Origin of the sequence: Stutzerimonas degradans, from assembly GCF_024448505.1 — a bacterium.
GTDB lineage: Bacteria > Pseudomonadota > Gammaproteobacteria > Pseudomonadales > Pseudomonadaceae > Stutzerimonas > Stutzerimonas degradans.
The window spans coordinates 372586-398459 of the sequence record NZ_JAMOHV010000002.1 but is presented as its reverse complement, the minus strand read 5'-3'; the positions used below and the strand labels follow the sequence as shown (position 1 = coordinate 398459).

At 62.4% G+C, this 25874-nt stretch carries 32 protein-coding genes; 21 read left to right on the top strand and 11 right to left on the bottom strand.

From position 1 onward, the window contains the following. Positions 1 to 26 precede the first annotated feature (26 nt). The 5 genes from NAV27_RS04830 to puuE form a co-directional block, all read right to left on the bottom strand. Positions 27 to 1256 carry a urate hydroxylase PuuD gene (locus NAV27_RS04830; RefSeq protein ID WP_102827483.1) on the bottom strand — a complete coding sequence of 410 codons (1230 nt, stop codon included), beginning with the start codon at positions 1254 to 1256 and terminating at the stop codon, positions 27 to 29. 48 nt (positions 1257 to 1304) lie between these two features. Beyond that, on the bottom strand, positions 1305 to 1808 hold the full coding sequence (locus NAV27_RS04825) for an ureidoglycolate lyase (RefSeq protein ID WP_003287029.1): 504 nt from the start codon (positions 1806 to 1808) through the stop codon (positions 1305 to 1307). A gap of 59 nt (positions 1809 to 1867) precedes the next feature. Continuing rightward, a complete protein-coding gene (gene alc / locus NAV27_RS04820) occupies positions 1868 to 2863 on the bottom strand; it encodes an allantoicase (protein WP_102827482.1) in 996 nt (331 codons plus the stop codon). 64 nt (positions 2864 to 2927) lie between these two features. Then, the gene (uraD, locus tag NAV27_RS04815; RefSeq protein WP_102827481.1) at positions 2928 to 3443 is read right to left on the bottom strand and encodes a 2-oxo-4-hydroxy-4-carboxy-5-ureidoimidazoline decarboxylase; all 516 of its coding nucleotides are present in this window, start codon (positions 3441 to 3443) and stop codon (positions 2928 to 2930) included. Further along, positions 3440 to 4372: an allantoinase PuuE gene (puuE, locus tag NAV27_RS04810; protein WP_008566758.1), complete on the bottom strand. Its 933-nt coding sequence runs from the start codon at positions 4370 to 4372 to the stop codon at positions 3440 to 3442. Before puuE ends, uraD begins: the two co-directional genes overlap by 4 nt. A gap of 289 nt (positions 4373 to 4661) precedes the next feature. Here puuE and uraH point away from each other — a divergent pair, with 289 nt between their 5' ends. Beyond that, a complete protein-coding gene (gene uraH / locus NAV27_RS04805; RefSeq protein ID WP_043295961.1) occupies positions 4662 to 5015 on the top strand; it encodes a hydroxyisourate hydrolase in 354 nt (117 codons plus the stop codon). A gap of 898 nt (positions 5016 to 5913) precedes the next feature. On the opposite strand, the gene NAV27_RS04800 is transcribed toward uraH, so the two are convergent. Together NAV27_RS04800 and NAV27_RS04795 are read right to left on the bottom strand one after the other, a co-directional pair. Further along, positions 5914 to 6540, bottom strand: coding sequence for a LysE family translocator (locus tag NAV27_RS04800; RefSeq protein ID WP_102827480.1), 627 nt, complete (start codon positions 6538 to 6540; stop codon positions 5914 to 5916). Between the two features lie 64 nt (positions 6541 to 6604). After that, positions 6605 to 7951 (bottom strand): NCS2 family permease, encoded by a 1347-nt coding sequence (locus tag NAV27_RS04795; protein ID WP_102827738.1) that lies wholly within the window; start codon positions 7949 to 7951, stop codon positions 6605 to 6607. A gap of 437 nt (positions 7952 to 8388) precedes the next feature. On the opposite strand from NAV27_RS04795, the gene NAV27_RS04790 reads away from it, so the two are divergent. Beyond that, positions 8389 to 9135 carry a GntR family transcriptional regulator gene (locus tag NAV27_RS04790; protein ID WP_102827479.1) on the top strand — a complete coding sequence of 249 codons (747 nt, stop codon included), beginning with the start codon at positions 8389 to 8391 and terminating at the stop codon, positions 9133 to 9135. Positions 9136 to 9150: 15 nt separating this feature from the next. On the opposite strand, the gene NAV27_RS04785 is transcribed toward NAV27_RS04790, so the two are convergent. Continuing rightward, the gene (locus NAV27_RS04785) at positions 9151 to 9954 is read right to left on the bottom strand and encodes a DUF1206 domain-containing protein (protein WP_102827478.1); all 804 of its coding nucleotides are present in this window, start codon (positions 9952 to 9954) and stop codon (positions 9151 to 9153) included. Positions 9955 to 10178: 224 nt separating this feature from the next. Here NAV27_RS04785 and NAV27_RS04780 point away from each other — a divergent pair, with 224 nt between their 5' ends. From NAV27_RS04780 to pcaD, 8 genes are all read left to right on the top strand, one after another. Next, positions 10179 to 10361, top strand: coding sequence for a hypothetical protein (locus tag NAV27_RS04780; protein WP_008566751.1), 183 nt, complete (start codon positions 10179 to 10181; stop codon positions 10359 to 10361). Further along, positions 10362 to 10514 carry a hypothetical protein gene (locus NAV27_RS04775; protein ID WP_008566750.1) on the top strand — a complete coding sequence of 51 codons (153 nt, stop codon included), beginning with the start codon at positions 10362 to 10364 and terminating at the stop codon, positions 10512 to 10514. It abuts the gene before it with no gap. Between the two features lie 79 nt (positions 10515 to 10593). Further along, entirely contained in the window at positions 10594 to 11028 is a 435-nt protein-coding gene (locus NAV27_RS04770) for a hypothetical protein (RefSeq protein ID WP_102827477.1), read from the top strand. Positions 11029 to 11152: 124 nt separating this feature from the next. Beyond that, complete coding sequence (gene pcaR, locus NAV27_RS04765; protein WP_008566748.1) at positions 11153 to 11995, top strand: pca regulon transcriptional regulator PcaR; 843 nt, start codon at positions 11153 to 11155, stop codon at positions 11993 to 11995. A 176-nt stretch (positions 11996 to 12171) separates the two neighbouring features. Beyond that, entirely contained in the window at positions 12172 to 13023 is an 852-nt protein-coding gene (locus NAV27_RS04760) for a CoA transferase subunit A (RefSeq protein ID WP_102827476.1), read from the top strand. Beyond that, a complete protein-coding gene (locus NAV27_RS04755) occupies positions 13023 to 13811 on the top strand; it encodes a CoA-transferase subunit beta (protein ID WP_102827475.1) in 789 nt (262 codons plus the stop codon). Before NAV27_RS04760 ends, NAV27_RS04755 begins: the two co-directional genes overlap by 1 nt. Further along, complete coding sequence (pcaF, locus tag NAV27_RS04750) at positions 13808 to 15013, top strand: 3-oxoadipyl-CoA thiolase (RefSeq protein ID WP_102827474.1); 1206 nt, start codon at positions 13808 to 13810, stop codon at positions 15011 to 15013. Before NAV27_RS04755 ends, pcaF begins: the two co-directional genes overlap by 4 nt. Positions 15014 to 15167: 154 nt before the next feature. After that, complete coding sequence (gene pcaD, locus NAV27_RS04745; protein ID WP_102827737.1) at positions 15168 to 15956, top strand: 3-oxoadipate enol-lactonase; 789 nt, start codon at positions 15168 to 15170, stop codon at positions 15954 to 15956. A gap of 208 nt (positions 15957 to 16164) precedes the next feature. On the opposite strand, the gene NAV27_RS04740 is transcribed toward pcaD, so the two are convergent. Genes NAV27_RS04740 through NAV27_RS04730 form a run of 3 tightly spaced genes read right to left on the bottom strand, consistent with a single transcriptional unit; the run spans position 16165 to position 18124 of the window. After that, positions 16165 to 16893, bottom strand: coding sequence for a hypothetical protein (locus tag NAV27_RS04740; RefSeq protein ID WP_146029390.1), 729 nt, complete (start codon positions 16891 to 16893; stop codon positions 16165 to 16167). A 7-nt stretch (positions 16894 to 16900) separates the two neighbouring features. After that, positions 16901 to 17659 (bottom strand): hypothetical protein, encoded by a 759-nt coding sequence (locus NAV27_RS04735; RefSeq protein WP_102827472.1) that lies wholly within the window; start codon positions 17657 to 17659, stop codon positions 16901 to 16903. 42 nt (positions 17660 to 17701) lie between these two features. Then, entirely contained in the window at positions 17702 to 18124 is a 423-nt protein-coding gene (locus NAV27_RS04730) for an Arc family DNA-binding protein (RefSeq protein WP_102827471.1), read from the bottom strand. 102 nt (positions 18125 to 18226) lie between these two features. Here NAV27_RS04730 and NAV27_RS04725 point away from each other — a divergent pair, with 102 nt between their 5' ends. The 11 genes from NAV27_RS04725 to NAV27_RS04675 all read left to right on the top strand — a co-directional run bounded on the left by NAV27_RS04725 (position 18227) and on the right by NAV27_RS04675 (position 25840). Further along, positions 18227 to 18442: a helix-turn-helix domain-containing protein gene (locus NAV27_RS04725; RefSeq protein ID WP_102827470.1), complete on the top strand. Its 216-nt coding sequence runs from the start codon at positions 18227 to 18229 to the stop codon at positions 18440 to 18442. Between the two features lie 39 nt (positions 18443 to 18481). Further along, complete coding sequence (gene pflM / locus NAV27_RS04720) at positions 18482 to 18802, top strand: lysogeny maintenance protein PflM (RefSeq protein ID WP_102827469.1); 321 nt, start codon at positions 18482 to 18484, stop codon at positions 18800 to 18802. Between the two features lie 489 nt (positions 18803 to 19291). Continuing rightward, positions 19292 to 19651: a hypothetical protein gene (locus tag NAV27_RS04715; RefSeq protein WP_180981388.1), complete on the top strand. Its 360-nt coding sequence runs from the start codon at positions 19292 to 19294 to the stop codon at positions 19649 to 19651. 15 nt (positions 19652 to 19666) lie between these two features. Next, on the top strand, positions 19667 to 19843 hold the full coding sequence (locus NAV27_RS04710; protein ID WP_180981387.1) for a hypothetical protein: 177 nt from the start codon (positions 19667 to 19669) through the stop codon (positions 19841 to 19843). Next, a complete protein-coding gene (locus NAV27_RS04705; RefSeq protein WP_015277797.1) occupies positions 19840 to 20055 on the top strand; it encodes a hypothetical protein in 216 nt (71 codons plus the stop codon). The genes NAV27_RS04710 and NAV27_RS04705 overlap by 4 nt, the downstream gene beginning before the upstream one ends. 10 nt (positions 20056 to 20065) lie before the next feature. Further along, positions 20066 to 20275 carry a major capsid protein gene (locus NAV27_RS04700; RefSeq protein WP_102827467.1) on the top strand — a complete coding sequence of 70 codons (210 nt, stop codon included), beginning with the start codon at positions 20066 to 20068 and terminating at the stop codon, positions 20273 to 20275. A gap of 150 nt (positions 20276 to 20425) precedes the next feature. Further along, entirely contained in the window at positions 20426 to 21889 is a 1464-nt protein-coding gene (locus tag NAV27_RS04695; RefSeq protein WP_232249060.1) for a virulence factor TspB C-terminal domain-related protein, read from the top strand. Then, a complete protein-coding gene (locus NAV27_RS04690) occupies positions 21889 to 22215 on the top strand; it encodes a DUF2523 domain-containing protein (protein ID WP_102827466.1) in 327 nt (108 codons plus the stop codon). The genes NAV27_RS04695 and NAV27_RS04690 overlap by 1 nt, the downstream gene beginning before the upstream one ends. 12 nt (positions 22216 to 22227) lie before the next feature. Continuing rightward, a complete protein-coding gene (locus NAV27_RS04685) occupies positions 22228 to 23412 on the top strand; it encodes a zonular occludens toxin domain-containing protein (protein WP_102827465.1) in 1185 nt (394 codons plus the stop codon). 143 nt (positions 23413 to 23555) lie between these two features. Next, complete coding sequence (locus NAV27_RS04680; RefSeq protein ID WP_102827464.1) at positions 23556 to 24833, top strand: phage replication initiation factor; 1278 nt, start codon at positions 23556 to 23558, stop codon at positions 24831 to 24833. Beyond that, positions 24833 to 25840, top strand: a complete 1008-nt coding sequence (locus NAV27_RS04675; protein ID WP_232249058.1) for a phage integrase — start codon at positions 24833 to 24835, stop codon at positions 25838 to 25840. Before NAV27_RS04680 ends, NAV27_RS04675 begins: the two co-directional genes overlap by 1 nt. Positions 25841 to 25874: the final 34 nt, after the last annotated feature.

Here is a 25874-nt window from a genome sequence, read left to right as displayed (position 1 = left end):
ACCCGAAGAGGTACGGCCCGGGGGTGTCACTCGATGCTGGCGCCCTGGGCGATCCAGCTGGCAAGCAGGTCTCGCTCGTCCTGGGTCATCTGAGTGATGTTGCCCAGCGGCATGATCTGGCTGGCGACGCTCTGCGCATGGATGCGCGCGGCCTGCTGACGGATCTGCTCAGGGGTATCGAACATCACGCCAGCCGGCGCCGCACTGAACATCGGACTGCTCGGATTGGCCGAATGGCAGACGGTGCAGCGCTCGTGGATCACCTCGTTGACCTCCTCGAACATCGAGCCCTGCGCATGGGCGGCGGCCGCTGCGCTGGCGCGTTCGGCCGGGGTGGCAGCGAGGTTCGGCGCGGTCGGCTGGCGATTCGGCGTGGTGACGAAGGCCAGGCAGACCATGCCGACGGCTGCTGCCGGCAGTGCCCAGGCGAAACGGTTGCTGTCGTGGCGGGTGTTGAAGAAGTGCCGCACCAGGACCGAGAGTGCTGCCAGACCGGCGAGGATCAGCCAGTTGTACTGACTGCCGTAGGTGCTCGGGAAGTGGTTGCTGATCATGATGAACAGCACCGGCAGGGTGAAGTAGTTGTTGTGCCGCGAGCGCAGCAGGCCCTTGGCCGGCAGCACCGGGTCGGGCGTGCGGTTCTGCTCGATGGCGGCGACCAATGCGCGCTGCGCCGGCATGATGATGCGGAACACGTTGCCGACCATGATGGTGCCGAGCAGCGCGCCGGTGTGGATGTAGGCCGCGCGGCCGCTGAAGATCTGCGTGTAGCCCCAGCAGGCGGTGATCACCAGCACGAACAGCACCAGGCCGAGCAGTGCCGGGGTCTTGCCCAACGGCGAATCGCAGAGCAGGTCATAGATGAACCAGCCGACGATCAGCGAACCGAAGCCGATGGCCACCGCAGCGGCGGGGGACAGCTCGACGCCCGGTGCGATCAGGTACAGGCTCGGGTTGAGGTAGTAGACCACCAGCAGCAGGGCGACGCCCGACAGCCAGGTGGTGTAGGCCTCCCACTTGAACCAGTGCAGGTTCTCCGGCATCTGCGGGGGAGCCAGCTTGTATTTCTCCAGATGGTAGATACCGCCGCCGTGGATGGCCCAGAGGTCACCCGATAGCCCTTCGCGCGGGTTGCTGCGGTTGAGGTTGTTCTCCAGCCAGACGAAATAGAACGAAGCACCGATCCAGGCGATGCCGACGATCATGTGAATCCAGCGGATTCCCAAGTTTAGCCATTCGGTCAGATGAGCATCCATTTTTACGTACCTCTTCCCGACCTTCGCAGAGAGGGCCGGGCTTTCTTATTAGGGTTGGGGGTCGAGGAGGAGTTGCTGGTCCTCCGTGAAGAAGTACTCGTCGCAGTTGTTGCCAGAACCGCTGCGATCGACCACCAGGAATTCATCCCGCTTTTCGATCGTCAGCACCGGGTGGTGCCAGACGCCGCGGTGGTAATTGACGCCCTGCCTGCCATTGCTGGCGAATGCGCGGACGTGGCCCGGTACAGGTGCATCGCCAAGTGGCGCGACCACGACCAGAAAGGGGTTGCCGTGCAGTGGCACGAAGGCCTGACTGCCCAGCGGATGACGTTCCAGCATGCGGATGACCAGCGGCATCTCGAGCGCTTCGGCGGCGAAGATGCTGATGATGGCGCGGTCGTCCGGCTGTGCGGTCTCCACCGTTGCCAGCTTGTGATAGCGGCGGGTGGAGCCGTTGTTGATCATGAAATAGTCGCTGCCCTCGGTCTCGATGACGTCGCCGAAGGGGGCGAAGGCTTCCTTGGTCAGCGGTTCGATGGTCAGCGTACGCATGGCAATCTCGTTATTAATGGGGTGGGAGGCAGGGCGACGTGCGCCGCCCTGCCCGTGACTCAGCGCGCCACCTTGCCGAACAGGCGCAGCCGGCTGACGCCGCCGTCCGGGAAGATGTTCAGGCGCACGTGGGTCACCGGGCCGAGCTTGGCGATCTGCTCGACGAACTCGTGCTCGGCGTGCATGGAGAGCTTCTGGCTCGGCAGCAGTTCGCGCCAGAACAGGCTCTGGGTCTCGATCTGGCTGTCGGTGCCGCCCTTCACGTAGGCCGCCTGGATGGTGCAGCTGTCCGGGTAGTTGCCCTTGAAGTGCAGGGTGTCGACGACGATGCGCTCGATCTCGCCCGGATGGCCGAGGGCGACGATCACCCAGTCATTGCCCGGCGTGCGGCGGCGGGCGGTTTCCCAGCCGTCACCCATGTTCTCGCCGCGGTTCGGGTTGAGGATGTTGCTCATGCGGCCGAAGTGCTCGTCGGAGCAGGCCAGCGCGCGGCCGCCGTTGAGCGCGGCAGCCAGGTCGACCTGCTCGTTGTCGCCGATGCTGCTCCAGTCGCGATAGGGGATGCCGTGCACGCGCAGACGCGCCACACCGCCGTCCGGGTAGATATTGAAACGCAGGTGGCTGACCGGCTGCTCGCAGGCGATCTCGTGGTAGTGGTGGCTGTCGCCCTTGAGGTCCACCGCCGGAAGGATCTCCGTCCAGACCGTGTCTTCGCGCGGGTCACCCTCGGCGACGAAGCAGGCTTCCAGCGAGGCCGACGGCGGCACGTTGCCGCGGAAGAAGCTGGTGTCGATGTCCACACCCTTGATCCAGCCCGGCACACCAAGGCGGATCACCGCGTGGTCATAGCCCTCGAAGCGCTTGCGGCGCGACTCCCAGCCGTCCATCCACTTGCCGTTGTCATCGAACACGCCCTCCTTCCATACGGCCGGACCGGACTGGAACATCCGGTTGACATCGGCGAACCAGTCATCGGTGACGGAAATGGCACGGGTGCCCAGACGGGCGTCGGCCAGGTTGACGTATTTTTCGAAGGGTGCGGCGTAAGCTTTCATGTCATCTGCCCTGATTGGAATTGAGCGGTTTCTGCCTTTGTTGCCTGTGTTGCGGTGTTGCCTGTTACATCGCCTCCAGCCGGAACCGGGCGATCTTGTTGATTTCCGCCAGCGCCCGGGCGAATTCCTGCTCGGGGCTGTTGTGGATACGCTCCTCGAACGCAGCGAGGATCTGGTGCCGGTCGCTGCCCTTGACCGCCATGATGAACGGGAAGCCGAAGCGGGCCTTGTAGGCATCGTTGAGTTCGGTGAAGCGGGCGAACTCCTCGGCGGTGCATTCGTGGATGCCGGCGCCGGCCTGCTCGCTGGTGCTGGCGGCGGTCAGCTCGCCGCGAATCGCGGCCTTGCCGGCGAGGTCCGGGTGAGCGTTGACCAGCGCCAGTTGGGTGGCGTGGTCGGCGGCGAGCATCACCTGCGACAGGCGGCGGTGCATGACCTCGACGTCGTCCAGCGTGGCGTCGACGCCGGCGTCGAAGACGGTTTCGGCGACCCACGGTGAGTGCTCGTAGACATCGGCAAAGGTGGCGACGAAGGCGTCGCGGTCGAGAGTCGAAGGCTTGATGGTCTTGAACGCGCTCATGCGTTGCGCTCCGCAGTCATGGGGTGAGTGGCGTGCCAGTGGCGGGCGATATCGACGCGGCGGGCGAACCAGACCTTCTCATGGCCCTTCACGTAGTCGATGAAGCGGGCCAGCGCGGCCATGCGCGCCGGGCGCCCGAGCAGGCGGCAGTGCATGCCGATGGTCAGCATCTTCGGCGCGCCTTCGCAGCCTTCGGCATAGAGCACGTCGAAGGCATCCTTTAGGTAATTGAAGAAGTCGTCGCCGCTGTTGAAGCCCTGCACCTGGGTGAAGCGCATGTCGTTGGTGTCCAGCGTGTAGGGAATCACCAGATGCGGTTTGACCGGCGCCGAATCGGGGTCCCAGTAGGGCAGGTCGTCGTCGTAGGTGTCGGAGTCATAGAGGAAGCCGCCTTCCTCGCGTACCAGGCGCCGGGTGTTGGGGCTGGTGCGGCCGGTGTACCAGCCCAGCGGGCGTTCTCCGGTCAGTTCGGTGAGGATGCGGATCGCCTCGAGCATGTGCTCGCGCTCCTCGGCCTCGTCCATGTACTGGTAGTCGATCCAGCGGTAGCCGTGGCTGCAGATCTCGTGACCGTCGGCGACCATCGCCTTGATCACCTCTGGATGACGCTGGGCGGCCATCGCGACGGCGAAGATGGTCAGCGGAATGTCGTGGCGCTTGAACAGCCGGAGCAAACGCCAGACGCCGGCGCGGCTGCCGTATTCATAGAGCGATTCCATGCTCATGTGGCGCACGCCCTGCAACGGCTGCGCGGCGACCATCTCGGAGAGAAAGGCCTCGGATTCCTTGTCGCCATGCAGCACGCAGCGTTCGCCGCCTTCCTCGTAATTGAGTACGAAGGACAGGGCGATGCGGGCCTCGCCTGGCCATTGGGGGTGGGGCGGGTTGCTGGCGTAACCGATTAGGTCGCGGGGGTAGTCGGCGCTCACGGCGATGGGTCCTGTATGGCGGGTCGCAGCAGTGCGACCGGATGGTCTGATTGTATACAAAACCGATTACCCAATGTAAACCATAAAAAATCACCGAGCGTGCCGCCTGCCGCCTTATGGCAGTCTGCTATATGCCGCTGGCTTAAGCGCTGCCGATGCGATGGGTGATAGGGCGGAGGGTGGAAAGCGTGGCGTGTCTTTTATGTATACAAAGTATACGAATATTGTCTTGAATATTTTACGCCGACTTGGCTATCCTCAACCCACTTTCAAACAAGCGGAGGTGCTCGTGGGACGTTTGACCACACACGTACTGGATGCGGCGCACGGTTGTCCGGGCAGCGGCATCAAGGTGACGCTGTTTCGCGTCGAGGGGCAGGGCCTGGAGCTGGTCGCCACCCGCGAAACCAATGCTGACGGCCGCTGCGACAGCCCCTTGCTGGAAGGGGACGACTATCGCTCGGGCGTCTACCAGCTGCATTTCCAGGCGGGCGATTACTACCGGCGCCGCGGTGTGACGCTGGGCGCGCCGGCGTTTCTCGATGAAGTGGTGCTCCGGTTCGGCATCGATGCCGGGCAGGATCACTATCACGTGCCGCTGCTGATTTCGCCGTATAGCTATTCCACCTATCGGGGTAGCTGATTCCGTTTGCCGTGCAATGACTCTCCCTGAGTCCCTTTTTACCCGCCCTTGTGGCGGGTTTTTTATGGGGGAGTTATGTCGCCGAGAAAAACCATAGGGTGGAAAGCCGCGCAGCGTTTGGCTCCAGGGGCGGCACGCACGCTTGTGTCTGGCGTGGCGCTTTCCTCGGCTCGGACTACAGGTTGCGCCTTGCACGGCGCGTCACTTTCTCTTGTCTCGCCAAGAGAAAGTAACCAAAGAGAACGCGACTCCTACATCCGGGTCTGGCCGCTGCGCGACCAGACTTCCCTCACTCCGGCATTGCTCCAGGGGCACGTCACGAAGGGGCATCCCGCCTGGGCGGCCCCGTCCTTCGTTCCTCGCTCGGCGTCCATGCCTCGCGTCCCCCTGCGTAACGCCTGCGTTCGGCCTCCTGAAGGGGAAGGGAGTCCGGGTCGCCTGAAGGATCGAAAGCCGGCTTCGCTTTTCCCTGCACAGCCCGGCAGGCGACACCTCTTTCCCCTTGCAGCAGGCCGAGTGGAGCCAGCACGGGGAGCGAGCGGCATGGATGCCGCGAGAGGCGTAAAGGGCCAGGGATGGCCCTTGTACGCCGGTCCCCGGAGTGCTGGCGGAAGGAGGGAAGTCTGGGAGCACAGCTCCCGGACCCGGATGAAGGGGCGCGCTTTCTTTTGCTTACTTTTCTTTGCGCGTGCAAAGAAAAGTGAGGCGCCGTGCGAGGCGCAACCTGTAGCCCGAGCCGAGGAAAGCGCGACGTCATACACACCGAGACACGCGCCGAAACCCACCAAGGTGGAAAACGCTGCATGGTTTTCCACCCTGCGACCCCTCTGGCCAGCCGAGAGAACTTGAGGCGTTGCTATGCGTCGCGGCCTGAGCCGCCGCTACGCGGCCAGCCAGGTCACCGACTCATCAGAGACGCCGCCCCCGCCCCCCCAAACAGCGCCGCGCTGGTGCGGTTGAACCACACATGCCCGCGTCCGGTGCGCAGGTACCGCGCCGCGCCTTGCGCGCCCAGCCCATAGGCCAGCTTGCAGCACAGATCGAGCACCGCCCAGGTCGCGATCATCACCAGCAACTGCGGCAGCAGCGGCTGTCCGGCGCTGAGGAACTGCGGCAGGAAGGCGGCGAAGAACAGTATGTCCTTGGGGTTGCTGCCGCCCAGCATGAACGCCCGCCCGAACAGCCGGCCGAAGCGTGGTGCCAGTGCCGGGGTTTCGATTGATCGCGCGGCGGGGGCCTGGCGTGCCTCCTGCCAGCTCTGCCAGGCGAGATAGAACAGGTACAGCGCACCGATCAGCTTCAGCGTGCTGAACAGTCGCTCCGACGCCAGCAGGATCGCGCCGAGCCCCAGTGCCGAGGCGCTGAGCAGGAGGATCGAGGCCGTGACCCCGCCGAGAAACGCCGGCCACGAACGGCGCACGCCATAGTTCAGGCTGTTGCTGATCATCAGCAGCGACAGCGGACCGGGGATCAGAATCACCACCAGCGCCGTACTCGCATACAACAACCAGGTTTCCAGACTCATCACTTCCTCCTGACAAATGCAAAAGCCCCGCCGCGATGCGACGGGGCGATGGTGCGTACCCCGCTCAGAGGAACGCGAATTTGGCGATGAAGATCACGCACAGCACGTACAGGCTGATCGACACCTTATCGCGCTGGCCGGTCAACAGCTTCAGCGTGGCGTAGGTGAGAAAACCCAGCGCGATGCCGTTGGCGATGGAAAAGGTCAGCGGCATCATCACCACGGTCACGATGGCCGGGATGGTGTCGGTGTGATCTTTCCAGTCGATGTGCGCCATGCCACTCATCATCAGCATGGCCACATAGATCAGTGCACCGGCGGTGGCGTAGGCCGGAATCATGCCGGCCAGCGGGGCGAGGAACATGGCGGCGAGAAACAGTACCCCGACCGTGATCGCGGTAAGTCCGGTGCGGCCGCCGGCGGCGACGCCCGAGGCACTTTCCACGTAGCTGGTCACTGGCGGGCAGCCGACGAACGCGCCGACCACGCTGGAGGTGCTGTCGGCCTTCAGCGCGCGCGACAGGTCCTTGATGCGGCCCTCGTCATCCACCAGGTTGGCGCGATGCGCGACGCCCATGAGCGTGCCGGCGGTGTCGAACATGTTCACGAAGAGGAAGGCGAGAATCACGCTGATCATCGCCACGTCCAGCGCACCGAGGATATCCATCGCCAGCCAGGTCGGCGCCAGGCTCGGCGGCATCGACACCAGGCCGCGATATTCCACCAGACCGAGGCCCCAACCGATGGCGGTGACGGCCAGCATGGCGATCAGGATCGCGCCGAACACGTTGCGATGGCTGAGTACGGCGATCAGCAGGAAGCAGATGCCCGCCAGCAGCGCCGAAGGCTCGCCGAACGAACCCAGTGTCAGCAGCGTGGCGGGGCTGTCCACCACGATGCCGGCAGTCTTCAGACCGATCAACCCGAGGAACAGGCCGACGCCGGCGCCCATGGCGAAGCGCAGGCTCATCGGGATGCTGTTGAGTAGCCATTCGCGGATCTTCGACAGGCTCATGAAGACGAACAGCACGCCGGAGATGAACACTGCACCCAGCGCGATCTGCCAGCTGTAGCCCATCTCGCCGACCACTGTGTAGGTGAAGAACGCGTTGAGGCCCATGCCCGGCGCCAGTCCGACCGGCCAGTTGGCATACAGCCCCATGAGGAAGCAGCCCAGCGCCGCACCGATGCAGGTGGCGACGAAGGCGGCGCCGTGGTCCACGCCGGCTTCGGCCATGATGTTCGGGTTGACGAAGATGATGTAGGCCATGGTGACGAACGTGGTCAGGCCTGCGAGCAGCTCGGTACGCACGCTGGTGCGGTGTTCGCTGAGCCTGAAGAAGCGATCGAGTCGGCCGGGGGCCCGGTGCTGCGCCGGGGTGGCCCGCTGTTCCTGCGTGATGTTTTCCACTGGGTGTTCCTCATCGTTCTTGTTGTCGATCACCCAGAGCCTGAGTGCTCCCGAGGGCGGGTGATGGGTGCGCTCGATCTGTCTCAAGTTGACTGAGAGGTCAGAAAGGCGTGTCGCGATTATGATGTTGTATACAAAAAAAGCAAACGCGGATTGGTTATAAAATCCGCGCCGGATGTCGTTGATCGCATCTAACCAAAGGTGGAATATTCGGGCGAAGCGCGACGGTACGATACTGATACCCGGACCGTGCGGCGGTTTCGACCCCTCGCCAAGCGAGTGGCCAAAGAACCGCGATGCACGTTCTAGAGCATTTCACGCGATGGATTGTGCACAATCGTGGGGTGCGTCATTTTCGCCAATCTGCTTCGGCGAACTGCCAGCGGCTCGCGGAACACAGTAAAGTTGCGCTGCCGACACCAGGATGCGAACTCTCGATGAACGAACAACTGCAGCCGCTGAAGAAACCAACCCGCGCGGGCAAGGGCCGGACCGGAACCCAGGACGATATCGTCTACGCGCACATATTCGACGCCATCCTCGAACAGCGGCTGGCCCCCGGTACCAAGCTCAGCGAAGAAGCGCTGGGGGAAATCTTCGGCGTCAGCCGTACCATCATTCGCCGTGCACTGTCGCGCCTGGCCCATGAGGGTGTGGTGCTGCTGCGACCCAATCGCGGCGCGGTGGTGGCCAGCCCGAGTGTCGACGAGGCGCGGCAGATCTTCTTCGCCCGCCGGCTGGTCGAGCGTGCGATCACCGAGCTCGCGGTACAGCACGCCAGCGACGCCCAGCTGGCCGAGTTGCGACAGATGGTGAGCGACGAACGCGACTGCTTTGCCCGCGGCGACCGCGGCGCCGGCATCCGGCTGTCCGGTGAGTTTCACCTCAAGCTGGCCGAGGCGGCGAAGAACGCCCCGCTGATCAGCTTCCAGCGCAGCCTGATCTCGCAGACTTCGCTGATCATCGCGCAGTACGAAAGCGGAAGCCGCTCGCACTGCTCCTACGACGAGCACAACGAGCTGATCGATGCCATCGCCGCCCGCGATACCGATCTGGCGGTGCGCCTGATGCTGCATCACATGGATCACATCGACAGCAAGCTCAACCTCGAAGAAGACAGCGCCTCGGGCGATCTGCACGCGGTGTTTTCGCACATCGTGGCGCGCAAGAAGCCCAGGCGCTGAGGCCGGCCAGCCGCGTCAGTCGACCACCTCGCTGAGATCGATGCGACGCCATAACGCTTCGGCGAAGCTGTACAGCGCGAAGGCGAACAGCCCCACGCCGATCGCCAGCAACAGCCAGCCGCCCGCCGGCAATGACTGCAGGGCTTCCAGCGCCTCCTTGAGTCCGGGCGGATCAGTGGGTTCGTAGCGGCCGCCGCCCATGAAAAGCAGGCCGGCAATGATCAGAAAGGCGCAGCCGCGCGCCGCCAGGCCGGTGCGCGAAACCGGGCGCACCATGCGCATGGTCTGCGCATCGCACTGGAAGTAGCGCTCGAAATGCGCGCGCCAGGCTTTGACCAGATGCGCGACGCCAACCCCCAAAGGCACCAGCGCCACGATCCAGATCAGCAGATTCGAGTGCTGCAGGCCGAGCAATCGCTGCAGCGAATCGCTGCTGCCGCTGCCTCCGCTCGCGCCGACCGAATCCAGGCCGCTGACCAGGCTGAGAGTGAATAGGGCCAGCAGCAGATTGACCGTCGCGCTGCCGAGCAGACCGGCGCGGATCAGCAAGCCCTTGGCATCGCTGCCGTGGCGATCGGTATCGCCGATAGCCTGGGTGAGCCGCCAGGCAACGTGGGCCATAAGCCCGATGACCACCAGCCAGAGCAGCGCGGCGCCGAACGGCTGGGCGAGCAGTCGCTGAATCGCGCCCTTCGTATCCACGGTCTGCCCGGCGCCCAGCGCGGCGAGCACGGCAAAGAGGGCGACGATGGCATAGACGGCTCCCCGCGCAGCGTAGCCGCTGCGGGCAAGCCAGATCACTCCTCGATTCACGGTCATGTCTTTGGCTCCGTCGGGGCCGCGGATGACGCGCGGCTTCTCTAAGTGGGACGCGGCTCTGCCGGTTCGGTTCGTGCCGCCCGCGAAATCGGCCATCGGAAAAAGAATTAATACCCGAGCGGAACGGGACGAAAAGCGCATGGTCCTATTCATCGTCCAGTTGCGTCTTCGGACGCTTGGGCACAGGAGGCGATAGGCCTGCGGAGAATCCAAGGAGTATCTCGATGAGAATCTGGACAGTGGTATTGCTCAGTGCAGCGCTGGGGCTGACGGGTTGCAGTTTCAGCGCGCCGGGTGTGCATGCGCGTATCGGCGATGCCGACGCGGTGCATCTGGATATCGGTGGTCATGGTCACGGCGGTGGTGGCTTCTGCCCGCCAGGCCATCGCATGAAGGGGAGCTGCTAAATGATCGCGCGCGTGCTTGCTGTTGCACTGGCGGCCCTGTTGATGTCCGGCTGCAGCCTGCGTCTACCGGGTATCGGTATCGATATCGGCGATGTGGGGCATGGCGGCCCGCCGCATTGTCCGCCAGGGCAGGCGAAGAAGGGCAACTGCTGATCTGGATGGCGGGCGCATCGCCCGCCACGTTCCGCTCTGACAGGGTCGCTACGCCGGCCTTGTTTCTCAGGAGGCAATCATGCCCCGACTCCCCCTGTTGCTTCTCGTGTTGAGCCTGCTCGGTGGCTGTACGGTTTACGGTCACGGCGATCATGACTATCACCGGCCGTATTACTACGGCGGTTACCAGGAACATCGTCACTCGAGCTATCCGACGCGTTACTACTACTACGACCGCCACGACTCTCGCCGCTACGCACCGTCGGTTCGCTACTACGACCGTCACGCGCGCGACTACGACCGTCGTTACGACGGCCGCCATGACCGCGGTGACTATCGCTACGACCGGCACGACCGGCGTTTCGACGGCGACAGACGGCACCCGACCAGATCCTACAGCCGCGCGCCGGAGCCCCGGCCGCAGGGTAAACCGACGCATCGTGCGGGCTTGTACAAAGCGCAGCCGCAGGGCCGCTGGCGTGAACATCAGCGCGACGGCCGACGCGAACACTGAAGCCATGCTGGAGCGGACCGCGTTGCGGGTCTGAACTTCGCGCGACTCAGGGCGAGTGGAGTGGCGATTATCGAGCAAGCTGTCGATAATCGCCCGACTGCCAGCCGCCTCCCGGAGCCTCGCCATGACCGACGACACGCGCTTCCATCCCGCCGCGATGGCGCCACCCATCGTCGCCTCGCCGGCCAAGCGTATCGAAGCGCTGACCGGCGACCCCAACTTCATGACGTCGCTGGCCCGTGGTCTGGCGGTGATTCACGCCTTTCAGGAACGCAAGCGCCACCTGACCATCGCGCAGATCAGCCACCGCACCGAAATCCCCCGTGCCGCCGTGCGTCGCTGTCTGCACACGCTGATGAAGCTCGGCTACGTCACCACCGACGGGCGCACCTATTCGCTGCTACCCAAGGTACTGACGTTGGGGCATGCCTACCTGTCTTCCACGCCGCTGGCGCTGAGCGCGCAACCGATCCTCGACCGGCTCAGCGAGCAGCTGCACGAAGCCTGCTCAATGGCCACGCTGGAAGGTGACGAGGTGCTCTACGTCGCGCGCTCGGCCACGCCACAGCGGCTGATTTCGGTAGACCTGTCGGTGGGCAGCCGACTGCCGGCGTACTGCACTTCGATGGGCCGCATCCTGCTGGCGGCGCTGGACGACACGGCGCTCGACGAGTATCTCGAACGCGCCGACCTGCAGGTCAAGACCAGCCGCACCCTGCACACGCCCGAGGCACTGCGGGCGAACATCGCGGAAATCCGCCATCAGGGCTGGGTCATCGTTGACCAGGAGCTAGAAGTGGGCCTGCGCTCGCTGGCGGTTCCGCTCAAGGATTCCGCCGGCCAGGTGCTTGCCGCGCTGAACGTCGGCACCCATGCCGGACGTGTCTCGCGTCAGGAACTGGAGACGCGTTTCCTGCCGGTGTTGCTCGAAGCCAGTCGTGAACTGAGCACGCGGCTGTTTCATTGATGCAGCACCGATCAGGCCCCGCGGCCGGTGCGCGGCGTCGTGTGCTTTGGTGTGAAGGTGCTAATCGGTTCGATAATCGAACAGTATGTCGATTATCGGATTGTTAGGCGTGAGTTGGACCGTTACCGTTTTCTCCAACGCATCCGGCGTAATGAAAACCACACGAGATCCGACTCATGGCTGAACTCCTCTCGCTCCGCGAAGCCGTCGAGCGCTTCATCCAGGATGGCGACACGGTTGCCCTGGAAGGCTTCACCCACCTGATTCCCACTGCGGCCGCCCACGAGATCGTCCGCCAGAACAAGCAGGAGCTGACCCTGGTGCGCATGACGCCGGACCTGGTCTACGACCTGCTGATCGGCGCCGGCTGCGCCAAGAAGCTGATCTTCTCCTGGGGCGGCAACCCCGGCGTCGGCTCGCTGCACCGCCTGCGCGACGCGGTGGAGAAGCAGTGGCCGCAGCCGCTGGAGATCGAGGAACACAGCCACGCGGACCTCGCCAACGCCTACGTCGCCGGCGCCTCGGGCCTGCCGTTCGCAGTGTTGCGCGCCTACGCCGGCTCCGACCTGCCGAAGGTCAACCCGCTGATCAAGTCGGTCACCTGTCCGTTCACCGGCGAAGTGCTGGCCGCCGTGCCGAGCGTGCGCCCGGACGTCACCGTGATCCACGCGCAGAAGGCCGACCGCAAGGGCAACGTGCTGATCCAGGGCATCCTCGGCGTGCAGAAGGAGGCCGCCCTGGCCGCCAAACGCTGCATCGTCACCGTCGAGGAAATCGTCGACGACCTCAACGCGCCGATGAACGCCTGTGTGCTGCCGACCTGGGCGCTGACTGCCGTCTGTCTGGTGCCGGGCGGCGCGCATCCATCCTACGCCCACGGCTACTACGAGCGCGACAACCGCTTCTACCAAGCCTGGGACCCGATCGCCCGTGATCGCTCGGCGTTCGGTGCCTGGATCGACACGTATATCCGCGGCACGGCCGATTTCGCCGAGTTCAAGCAAAAGCTCGCAGGGGAGGCCATCTGATGAGCGTTCACGATTACAGCACCAATGAAATGATGACCGTCGCCGCCGCCCGCCGCCTGGGCAATGGCAGCGTCTGCTTCGTCGGCATCGGCCTGCCGTCCAAGGCCGCCAACCTGGCGCGGCTGACCCATGCGCCGGAAGTCGTGCTGATCTACGAATCCGGCCCGATTGGCGCCAAGCCGAGCGTCCTGCCACTATCGATCGGCGACGGCGAACTGGCCGAGACCGCCGACACCGTGGTCCCCACCGGCGAGATCTTCCGCTACTGGCTGCAGGGCGGGCGCATTGACGTCGGCTTCCTCGGTGCGGCGCAGGTGGACAAGTACGGCAACATCAACACCACGGTGATCGGCGACTACCACCAGCCCAAGGTGCGCCTGCCGGGCGCCGGCGGCGCGCCGGAGATCGCCGGCAGCGCCAAGCAAGTGCTGATCATCCTCAAGCAGTCGCACCGCACCTTCGTCGACAAGCTGGCCTTCATCACCTCGGTCGGCTTCGGCGAGGGCGGCGAGCACCGCAAGCAGCTCGGCCTGCCGGGCAAGGGCCCGGTGGCGATCATCACCGACCTGTGCATCATGGAGCCCGAAGCCGGTACCCACGAGTTCGTCGTCACCGCGCTGCACCCGGGCGTGACCCGCGAGCAGGTGATCGAGAACACCGGCTGGGCGATTCGCTTCGCCGATGTGGTCGCCACCACCGAGGCGCCGCGCGCCGAGGAACTGGCTGCACTGCGCGCCCTGGAAGCGCGCACCGCCGCCGCCCACGGCCAGGCGGGAGGTGACGAATGAGTCGCGACGTCTTCATCTGCGATGCCGTGCGCACGCCTATCGGCCGCTTCGGTGGTGCGCTGGCGGCGGTGCGCGCCGACGACCTGGCGGCGATCCCGCTCAAGGCCCTGCTCGAACGCAACCCCGAGCTCGACCCGGCGGCGATCGACGAGGTGTTCATGGGCTGCGCCAACCAGGCCGGCGAGGACAACCGCAACGTCGCGCGCATGGCAGCGCTGCTCGCCGGGCTGCCGGAAAGCGTGCCGGGCGTGACACTGAACCGCCTGTGCGCCTCGGGCATGGACGCGGTGGGCACCGCCTTCCGCGCCATCGCCAGCGGCGAGCTGGAACTGGCCATCGCCGGCGGCGTGGAGTCCATGTCCCGCGCGCCCTACGTGATGGGCAAGGCCGACACGGCGTTCGGCCGCGGCCAGAAGATCGAGGACACCACCATCGGCTGGCGCTTCATCAACCCGCTGATGAAGGCGCAGTACGGCGTCGATGCCATGCCGCAGACCGCCGACAACGTCGCCGATGACTGGCACGTCAACCGGGCCGACCAGGACGCCTTCGCCCTGCGCAGCCAGCAGCGCACCGCGGCGGCCCAGCAGGCCGGCTTCTTCGCCGAGGAGATCGTCCCGGTGGTGATCAAGACCCGCAAGGGCGAGAGCGTGGTGGACACCGACGAGCATCCGCGCGCCGACACCACTGCCGAGGCCCTGGCCAGGCTCAAGCCGGTCAACGGTGAGGGCAAGACCGTCACCGCCGGCAACGCCTCGGGCGTTAACGACGGCGCGGCGGCGATGATCCTCGCCAGCGCCGAGGCGGTGCACAAGTACGGCCTCAAGCCGCGCGCCCGGGTGCTCGGCATGGCCAGTGCCGGCGTCGCGCCGCGGGTGATGGGCATCGGCCCGGTGCCGGCGGTGAAGAAGCTCTGCGAGCGCCTGGGCAAGGCGGTGAACGAGTTCGACGTGATCGAACTCAACGAAGCCTTCGCCGCCCAAGGCCTGGCGGTGACTCGCGAGCTCGGCCTGGCCGACGACGATGCGCGGGTCAACCCCAACGGCGGCGCCATCGCCCTCGGCCACCCGCTGGGCATGAGCGGCGCGCGCCTGGTGCTGACCGCGGTGCACCAGCTGGAGAAGTCCGGCGGCAAACTCGGCCTGGCGACCATGTGCGTCGGCGTCGGCCAGGGTCTGGCGCTGGCGGTGGAGCGGGTCTGAGCGCAGGCACGCTAGAGTCTGCTCTGGCGTGAGCGCTCACGGCTGAGTGGGCGCGCCCCAGCCGAGTCTCGGATTCGACGCATCTTTATCCCGGCCGGCCGCATCGTTGAACGATACGTCGGCCGAACATCACGTTTGAAAAGAGTAAATGACCATGCCGATCATGAAATTGGCCGATGCCAGCCTGAACTACCGTTTCGATGGCGCCGAAGGCTTGCCGGTGCTGGTGCTCTCCAATTCGCTGGGCACCAGCCTGGGCATGTGGGATGAGCAGATTCCGGCCTTCGCCAGACATTTTCGCGTGCTGCGATACGACACCCGTGGCCATGGTGAGTCGAGCATCAGCCCTGTCCCCTACAGCATCGAACAGCTGGGTCGCGACGTGCTGGGCTTGCTCGATGGGCTGGGAATCGAGCGTTTTTCTTTCTGCGGGCTGTCGATGGGCGGCCTTATCGGCCAGTGGCTGGCGCTCCATGCCGGCCCGCGGCTGCAGCGCCTGGTGCTGTGCAACACCGCTGCGAAGATCGGCACCGAACAGGTCTGGAACGACCGCATCAAGACGGTACTAAACGGACAGCAGCAAGCCATGCGCGACATGCGCGACGCCTCCATCGCGCGCTGGTTCACTCCTGGCTTCGCCGAACAGCAGCCTGACGTTGCACGCCGCATCACCGACATGATCGCCAGCACCTCGCCGGACGGCTACGCCGCCAACTGCGCCGCCGTGCGCGACGCCAATTTCCGTGAGCAACTAGCCGGCATCACAGTGCCCACCCTGGTGGTCTGCGGCGCCAAGGATCCGGTGACGACCGTGGACCATGGCCAGTTCATCCAAGCACAAGTTGCCGGCGCGGAACTGGCAGTCTTCGAAGCCGCCCACCTCTCGAACGTCGAGGCTGGCGAAGCCTTCACCCAGCGCGTGCTGGAATTCTTGGTCGGGTGAGGCAGTGAGGAGAAAGGGATCGACGAAAGAAAAAAGCCCTGTAGAACAGGGCTTTTTTGTGTGGTGTCGGAGGCGAAGGGAATCGAACCCTTTTGCTTAGTGTGTCGATTCGGCGCAATGCGTGTCGTTATGTGGTTTCCGGGCTGAGCCGTCTGCTCGTTTCGACGCAATTCGGCACAGTGTTTTCGACACTTTATCGACACCCATTTTAAGGGGTTGTTGTTTTGGCAGGTAACAGCGGACCCAATCGCTGGCTCCTACCTTTTAACTGGGAGTCAGATAGGCTTGCTAGCTCTATTTCCCCGGTAAGGGCGCGTTCTTTGTTTTGAATTTTAAAATAAGCCAAAATAACTTTGTCACCATAAATCTCGACCAAAACTCTATTTTCATCGGCCACGAAATACTTAATTTTCTCCATTGCAATATTGTACCCAACGCTAAAGCTAAGCCCTGCAACGATAAAAGCGAAGAAAAGAAACTCCTTTATTTTGCCAGCCAAAACATGCTCTTCACTTTTTGGGAGATTCTCATCAGTCGAGCGTTCACGGCGCAATTCGATAATCACAAAAATATAGAACAAAACCACGACGCCGGCGGCAATCCAGAAAAGAAAATAAATCTTGGAAAGAACAGCAAACAAACTAATCAGGACGCCGGGGATTAGCGAAACAAAAAAAGCTCCTACAATTTTATTGAATTTTCCTGCTAATCCCAATAAAATTGAAAAAATCTCAATGATTGAGTAAAACAGCACGATCAAGCATACGCAAGAAATAATAACCTTGTAAGCATCAACTTCGATTGCGGCTAAGGGTGCGCCATAAAAACTCAGATAGCCCATTTCAAAAATAAATGTAACAGCAATAGCGGCAGCAGGGATTGCACTTAGTACAAATGCCTCTGCTTTTAAAAAAACAACAAAATCCGAAATTTTCATATTAAAGTCAACCCATCGGGTTAAAGCTACTAGCTGCTCCGCAATAGCGCGTCTTCATCCGGTCGCTATGATCTTTGCGGTCGCTATCGAAACGTGCGCGCCATGCACGGCATTGCTCGTGGAAGTGCTGTTTAGCGGCTTTGCGGCATTCGCGGTAGTCGATTGAGCCTCGGCGGTGGTTGGCGCATACGCTGGTTCCGTCGATGTAGTTATTGACGGATACCCATTCGGCTAGATAGTCGATTCCGCCGTTCCAACCCTTGATCCATTTCGACGTATGTTCTCGGCTCACCGACCGCGACCTGGGTGCGCTAGTGCTGGGCGTCGCTGCGGCAATCCGATGGGCTGCGGGCGGGGTGTAGATGCTGGCCGGCTGTTTGGGCGTGTAGTTATCATCGTTAAACGATGTTTGCCGGGACTGCACTGCTTCCGCTGTGCGCTCTGCGAACCAGTCGATTTCTTCCTGGGTCAGCGGTCGCTGCTGGGGAACTGGTGTCGGTTCTGCTGCTGGGGCTTCATAGCTTGCAACAGAAGGCTGGCTAACCGGCTGCATGGGCTGCTCTGGTTCTTGGTTAAACCAAGGCTTGCCGTCGATATGGATGCCCTGCTTGATCTGGTTTACGTCCAGCGCGATCGGTTTGCCGAATGTAAGCGCTAGCGCCGAGATCACAGCCGAGCCGAGACCTAGGAACGCAAGGAACCGCCAAGGGCTTGGCTTCTTTCTGTTGCGTAGGTATTCGGGGGCGTCGTCCCAATCCGATTTCATGTTGCCTCCATGCAACTTTGCTTAGTCTTTGGTTGAGTCTTTTTAGAACTCAATCCAAAGCGTTGCGATGTCATCCCATTTGGCTTTATAGCCACTTTTCTCAAGCTCCTCGATAACCTTCGAGGTGAGATCGTCAAGTTCGTTGTCTGGAATTCCAAATTCTAAATTTAGATCTTCAAGGCTTGCTATCGCTTCGCTATGTCCAAGCCTTATAGCTCGTCCAATAGCTGAAATTGCTCGCCTACGTATTTCGTTCGGAATTTCTGCTCGTGCCATTAGCGACAACTCACGTGCCCGCTTGGCGGGCAGCAGTCTCTCCGTTTCTGCATCGGATATGAAGCTTGCTTCTATGCGGGCAACTAGCTCTGCGTTCAAAGACCGACCAGCTGCTTTAGCTGCTTGTTCGGCCTGAGTTCGTAGCTCTGGCGGCATACGTAACTTGAATTGGGGGTCTTCTCTGCTCATTGGCGGATGATGGACCACCGTGGTCTTGACAGCAATGGGACCACCGTGGTTTCATTTTTCTCGACGGACCACCGTGGTCCAATTGATTGGCTGGAGTAATCCATGGAACTGGAAGAGCTGGAACCTTCAATGCTGATCGGCCCACAGCAGGACGTAGAAACCGTCGAATGCTGGGCTGACCGTAACGGCATCAGCCCTGGTATGGCCCGTGCCTGGGCGTCGCGGGGTGTGATACCGACCGTAAAGCTCGGCAAGCGGCGCATGGTCAACAGCGCAATGCTCCGTCACTGGCTGTTGGAACAGGAGTGGACCGCATGATCCGCACCGTCTACGGAAAGCCAGGGGAGGGGATGACCTATGCAGAAGCCGGCCAGCTATCAACGCCTTCCGCACGTCCAGGACTGCGACTGCTCTGTCTGTTGGTCCAGACGCGAAATGGCGAAACCCGCTCTCTCCCGGTCCACACCATGCGTCCAATGCCGCCCCGCGTATGCGCGGCCGATTCGCACGCTGCAAATGGGCTGCGTCGGTGGAACCTGGAAGCCTCTGCTCTCGGAGTGGACAGTGGAGCCGGCCTTTATCTGCGAGAAGCACACGCCACCCGAACGCCCCGCGAAGTGGTGGAGCGTTGCCTACCAAGATTCAACCTCGGCGCCGAGCGAGCAATTTCCGTTCTAGGCGAAACCCTGACCGAAGCCGAGCAGGTCCAGGGCCGCGCTCCCGGCTCGTCGGATCACGCTTCACCGATCCGGCGAACGGAAGCACGGGCGGAGCGCACCCTTGACCCCGCACGAACCGAAACAGCCTCCGCTCGTGAGTGCGGGAGCGCTTTTCCCTCCCGCGCTCCCGAGCCCTCGGCGGTGAGAGTGGGATGACAAGGGCGAAGCCCTTGGTGTTTAGAGAGTGAGGTTTATTAATTAATTTTGTTTTGAGCGTGGTGGGTAAGTGTCGATTCGTCGCTATTCATGCCAATAAACCATGCAACTTGATAATTCCTTGAGTATGAAAAAAGACCGTTTCAAGCGCGTATAACTAGAGCCACGGATTAACCCGCAAGCCAAGTAACAAGCCGGTCGCAGTGAAATTGCCTTTTCACTCGCTCGGGATCGCTCGGCCTGCAGAAAGCAAAGCAGCGCAATAAAGCGCAATTAGAGAGAGGAAACACAAATGGCACGTTCGACTATGGAAGTTGCATTTCTCGGCACTCAACGCTTCGACGGTGAAGCGGGCCAGAAGTACATCAAGGTTTTCTACGGCGATGAGCCGGACGGCAAGACCGAACACGGCCTGTCGATTATCGGCATGGCAGCAGCGGACGAAGTAGCCGACGAGATCTTCGCAGCCGGCGCGCAGTTCGAGCCGCTGCAACTGGTGCGTATCCACTTCGAGATTGCCCGTGGTGGGCAGAACAAGGGCAAGAATCTGGCGCTCCAGCTCGAAGCCGTCCAGAGCCGCGCCGCTGCCGAAACCCCGCGCACCCCAGCTCAACCCCAGGCCAAAGCCGGCGACCCGGCCAAGGCCAACTAACCGGGAGGGGCGGCCATGCTGATCGATGACCGGGTGTACTGCGACTGCTGCGGAAACGACATGGGCAAGCTCATGGCGCTGCCCGCGCCGCAAAGCGACCTGCTGCCCGACCTCAGCCTGCCGCCCCATTTCGCCGTCTGCCCTGACTGCGAACCTTCCGAATCCGCCGACCTCGAGCAGGCCGGCGAATGAATTTCCTCGCCTGTGACGGTGACTGGCTGCAAGGCGCCGATGGCTCACCCATCTGCTCTGGCTCGCTGGTCGCCCTCACGGTCGAGGAAATGCAAAGCCTCTACGGCTCTGCACTGACCTGGGACCAAGTCTCCGAGCTGCAAGGCGAAGCGATCGTTCTGTTCGCTACCGTGTTCGGCTTCCTGGTCCTGAAAAAAGCCCTGAAACAGTGAGGTATCACCCATGCAACTGAACAAGCACTTCATCAAGAAAATCGGCCTCGGCGCTGCTGTGGCTCTCTCGGCTGCTGCCGGCTCCGTCTACGCCGCTGTTCCACCGGAAGCCACCGGCGCGCTGGATACCGCCGGCACCGACGTCGGCACCATCGGTTGGGCCGTCTTCGCCGTGATCATCGCCGCGATGGCGTTCAAGTACATGCGCCGCGCCCTGTAATCGGGGTTAGCGCACTGCATGTGCCGAAGCAAACAAACCCCGCTCCGGCGGGGTTTTCTCTTCCAGGGAAACGCCAATGAGCTACGAACTGTACGTCCTGATCCTCACCACCCTGGCGTTCTATCTCGTGTTCTTCGGGAGGATCTAGTAATGAAGCGAATCGTCAGCGTATTCATTGTGCTGGTTTCGTTGCTAGCGCCCCCTGCGTTTGCAGTTGACTTTTATTGGCGAAACGGTGTTCAGGGCGCTATTAACTATTCTTCGGCTGTAGCAGCCTGTCACGGTGCCGTTGATCATTACTCCTCAACTACTAGTTATACGGTTACCGTCGATAAACTTGTGTTTAATTCCGATACCTCTGCCACTTGTAAACTATTGCGTAATGGTTCTCCCAATCTCCTTTCCACTATGTTGGCGCGCTATGGAGATTCTTGCCCTGCTGACTATGAATACAACTCCGCAACTGGCGAATGCGTCGCCCCCGAACCCGACCAGTGCGCCACCGCAACCAGTGAGTTCGTCCACGAGTACAACGCCGGCTCCCTCGATCCGTCCGTTCCCCCTTCGCTGCCTCCGTCCTCCGTCTGCGAAAGCGGTTGCCTGTACAACCGCACCGCAACCGTCAAAGGCTGCAACCGCTTCCTGGAAACCACCACCGGCAAGGACCTGAACTCCGTTTACTGCCAGGTTGTTTACCAGGGTGTCGGCTCGCAATGCACCACGAACAACCCGCCACCCGGCAGCGTCTTCGATCAGCCACCGGCCAAGCCGCCAGCGGACGCCACGCCGCAGTTCACCAGCGACAATCAGTGTGGTGACTGGATCACCAACGCCGACGGCACGCAGTCGCGCAACTGCACCAGTACCGAGACGCTGAAAGAGCCGGGCCAGCTCAACTGCGACAATGCCGGTGACTATTTGCACTGCACCACCGGCAAGCCGGCGCCGCGCTTTGAAGACACCTCGAAGACCGAGCAAACCACCAAGACCACCAACCCGGATGGTTCCAGCAAGACCGAAACCAGCACCACCACCGACAAGACCGTCTGCGTCGGCACCAAGCCCTGTACCTCGACCACCGCCGAAGAAACCTCAAGCTCTGGCACCAATGCCGATGGCACTCCCGGCGATGAAAGTAAGGAGTGCACCGGCTCCGGCTGCACCTCGGATGGCGGCGAAGAAGGCGAAGACGAAGAAGGGCCGGAGCGTGCGGCGTCTGCCGGATCCTGCGATGCAGCGTTCTTATGCAGTGGCGACGCGATCGATTGCGAGGTACTGCGCCAGCAGAAAGAACAGCTCTGCCACGCCGAGGAAATGGCCGACTTTCCGAAGCACAAGCCCGCCATCGAAGCGGCGGTTTCCGGCGATCAGTTCCAGCTCAATGAGGGGGCTGGCGTGATCGACGTGCCGTCCTTCATCAACCAGGGCACCCGCTTTCTCCCGTCCACCTGTCCGACCGCCGAAAGCTTCAGCCTGACCACCGCAGGCGGGCGGACCTTCCAGCTCAGCTACGAACCCCTGTGCCGCGCCGCCAGTGACCTGAGCGGCCTGTTCGTGGCCGTGGCTACCGTTCTTGCCGCCCTCTACGTGGGCCGCGCTGTAGGAGGTCAATGATGCAGTTTCTATTCGTCGTGCAGATGCTGGTGATCGTGCTCGGGCCGCTGGTGAAGATGGTCCTCAAGATGATCGGTTTCGGCTTCGTCACCTACATGGGCTTCAACCTGATCATCGGTCAGGCGCAGGACTACCTGTTTGCCCAGATGGGCAACGTAGGACCGGTGATTCAGGGGATTCTCGGGCTGGCGAAGTTCGATGTGGTGGTGAACCTGTACTTCGCCGCGATCTCGACGCGCTTCCTCCTGGCCGGGATCGACAAAGCCACCGACCGCAAACGTGCACAGGTCTGGCACAAGCCGGGCGGCACCTCCATCGAAGCCTAAGGAGGCGCCGTCATGCTCGTTATCCGCACCGGCAAGCCCGGCCACGGCAAGACCCTAAACACGATCCGCGAAGTCGATCAGAAGGCTCACGCCGAGGGCCGCGTCGTCTACTTCCACAACATCAACGGCCTGAAGCCCGATCAACTGCAAGCGCAGTGGTTTGCGTTCGAGGACCCGGAAAAGTGGTTCGAGCTGCCGAACGATTCGATCATCGTCGTGGACGAAGCGCAGGGCTGGTTCGGCGCACGCGATCCACGCGCGCGGCCACCGGAGCACATCACCCGCTTCGAGACCATGCGCCACCAGGGTCACGAAGTGCACCTCGTCACCCAGGACCCGCGCTACCTCGATGTGCACCTTCGCCGGCTGTGCAATGCGCACATTCACTACTGGCGCGTGTTCAAGTCCGCTCAGCTGCTGCGCTTCGAGTCGGAAGTCGTCGTAGAGAAAGTCGAGCTGAAAACGAGCTTCAAGGACGCCGACAAGAAATCGCTGCGCCTGGATAAGCGCTACTTCGGCGCCTACACCAGCACCAATGCAAAGCACCACTTCCAGACCAAGGTGCCGACCAAGTTCATCCTGGCGATGTGCGTGATCGTCGGCGCCGGCATCCTCGTCTACCGCGCCTATGAGCGCTACAACACTGAGAAAGCCGCGCTCGAAACGACCAGCAGCGCGCCGGCCGGGAGCATGGTCGATCAGGTGCGCGATACGGTTGGTGCGTTCATCAAGCCGGTCGGTGACGGCAAATCTGAAGCGCCAGAAAGCACCGCCAGCTACATCGGCCGCCGTGTTCCCCGCGTGCCGCAGGTGCCGGCGTCGGCGCCGATCTACGACGAGCTGACCCAGCCCGTGTCGTTCCCACGGCTCTACTGCATGTCCAGCACCGACCCCGCCACCTATGCCCGCGAGTTCGGCCGAATGGCGCACGCCGTGGTGAACGGAACGCCTACGGTGTGCCAGTGCTACACGCAGCAGAGCACGCGAGTGGAAACCGACTTCGCCTTCTGCAAACGCGTGGTGGAGAACGGCTTCTTCGATCCGACCCTTCCCGACCGCTCCGCTCGCGAGCGAACCCAGCAAGTCCAGAACGCCCCGCCTCCAGCGATGCAGGCCTCTCAGCCGATGGCCGCGCAGCCCGTCAACAGTCCGAGCTTGACCGTCGTGCCGTACCAGAAGGGGCAATTCCTGTGGTGACCGTCAGCGCGCGGGCGCTTGCGCTCTTTGCACGCGCGGCGAGGCACGAGCCGGCGTGCAAACGCGCGCGCTGACGTTCCTGTAACACGTCAGATAAACCCAACTGAACAGTGTCGATTCGTTGCAATTTGGAGCATTAGAAAATGAGCGTTAAAGATCAGATTCGTGTTGACCAAAACTTTCAGGAAACCCCGACCGGGCGACTGTTCTTCGATAGCCATTCGGCCAAGCTGACCGACCTGTCGGGCGTTCGCTTGCTGCGTTGCGGCGTCGATACGGTCCGCCAGCTGTATCGCGGGCTAATCCGCCCGGAAATCATGGCGCTGTTCGAGAAACCGGGCGTCATGGTCGAGTTCGCTGGCGAGTTCTGGCATGCCGGACGGGTAGGGCGGGACTCGGGCTACCAGTACAAGTTGCAGAACGCCGATCTCGGCTTCGTGCTGCTCATCAAAAACTTCAACGCCAAGCTGGAACAGATCGGCCCACACCTGAAAATCGAGGTGTCGCCGCACGCGATCGACGCGCTGTCGCCTGAGCGCCTGCAAGAGCGGATGGACTACTACGCTGCAGCCGTTATGACGCACCGCGAACGCAACCAGTGCGCTGTCCATCTGGCGTTGGATCTCCAAGGCTGGAAGCCTCCGGTGGATCTGGTGGCGCGACTGCACTGCCGCGCGCGGACGCATCGGGATATCTCGGGCATCAACGAAATCAACTGGGCGACCAAGTCCAGCGTCTACGGGCGCGGGGAAACGTCCATGTTCGGCTCGGCTGGTGGCGTCCAGTTGTGTATCTACAACAAGACCGAACAGGCCCGCGCGACCGATAAGCTCGACTTTTGGGAAAGCGTCTGGCGTCGTCGGGACTCGTTCGATCCCGCCGATCCTGATAACTACGATCCGGAAGCGGACGTGTGGCGGATCGAGCTGCGTTATCACCATTCGGTCATCCAGCAGTTCGCCAGCGGGTCGATCAGCGCAAAGACCGGCGAGGCCATCGAGACGGATTCATACGCAGCGTTTTCGGGCCACCTCGACGGCCTGTGGCGCTACGGGCTGTGCCAGTTCAAGTTGCTGCATCGTCCGGGGCAGTACGAGCCGATCTGGACGCTGATTCGCGACGATATTCGTGTCGATGTGCCGGTCGACTCCCTGGTCGATGAAACCGAGTACAAGCGCTACTACAAGACCTCGCGAGGCTTCTCCGGCAAGAACGTCGAGCTATTCCTGGGAAACTTCGTAAGCCTGCTGGCACGGGAGCGAGTGGGCGCTAAAACCGCATTTGATCGACTGAAGGAATGGGAATGCTGGCCGGTCATTCGTGACCACTACGCCGCCAAGGACATGAGCGAGCGCGATCTGTACAAGCACATCAAGACGTTGCTTCAAGAGCGCCACGTTCGATGGGGCAGAGCGGTCTGATGGCGATCCAGCAGCTCCCTGACGGTCGCTGGCGGGTCGACGTTGAGCCGGTCAAAGGCAAGCGCTTCCGCAAGACGCTGAAGACCAAGGCCGAGGCAATGCGCTTCGAGGCGACCTGTCGAGCCAAGTGCAGCGAATCCAACGATTGGGCACCGCGGCCAAAGGACAAGCGCAGGCTGTCAGAGCTGGTCGAGCTGTGGTTCGATCTTCACGGCGTCTCGCTCTCCGATGGCGTTCGACGTGTGGCGATCCTGCGGGCGTGTGCAAAGGCGATGGGTGATCCGGTAGCTCGTATGGTTGATGGCGCAAAGATCGCCGCCACACGCGCGCGTTGGATGTCAGCAGGCGTCACCGGCAAGACGGCGAACAATCGCCTCGGCTATCTGAAAGCGGTTTACAACGAGCTGCATAAACTCGATGTGATCGACTATCCCTGTCCGTTCACCCGTATTCGTCCGGTTCGGTTGCAGGAGCGCCCCTTGGCCTACCTGACCAAGCCGCAGATCTCCGAGCTGCTCGATGCACTCCAGGCGCGGACCACGTCTCCACATCCGGCGATGGTGGCGCGGATCTGCTTGGCGACCGGGGCGAGGTGGGGTGAGGCTCAAGCGCTGCGACCGGAGCGGATCAGAGGCAACGCCCTGGTGTTCGCCAATACCAAGTCGAAACGGGTGCGGATGGTTCCGGTAACGCCCGAGCTGGTGGCGGCGATCAAGATGCACTGGCAAACCTACGGGCCGTTCACCAACTGCATTGGCGCGTTTCGGCTGGTCCTGCTCTCGACCTCGATCAAGCCACCACGCGGACAGGCAAGCCACATCCTGCGCCACACCTTCGCGGCTCACTTCATCATGGGCGGTGGCCATATCGTGACGCTAAAAGAGATCCTGGGCCATGCCTCGCTGAACATGACGATGAGATATGCCCACCTCGCGCCTGAGCATTTGAACGATGCGATCAGGTTAGGACCGTTGGCCGGCATCACGTTACCGCTCGCCAGCCAGTAATCGAATCAATTGAAGGGGGTGCGCCACTGGCGTA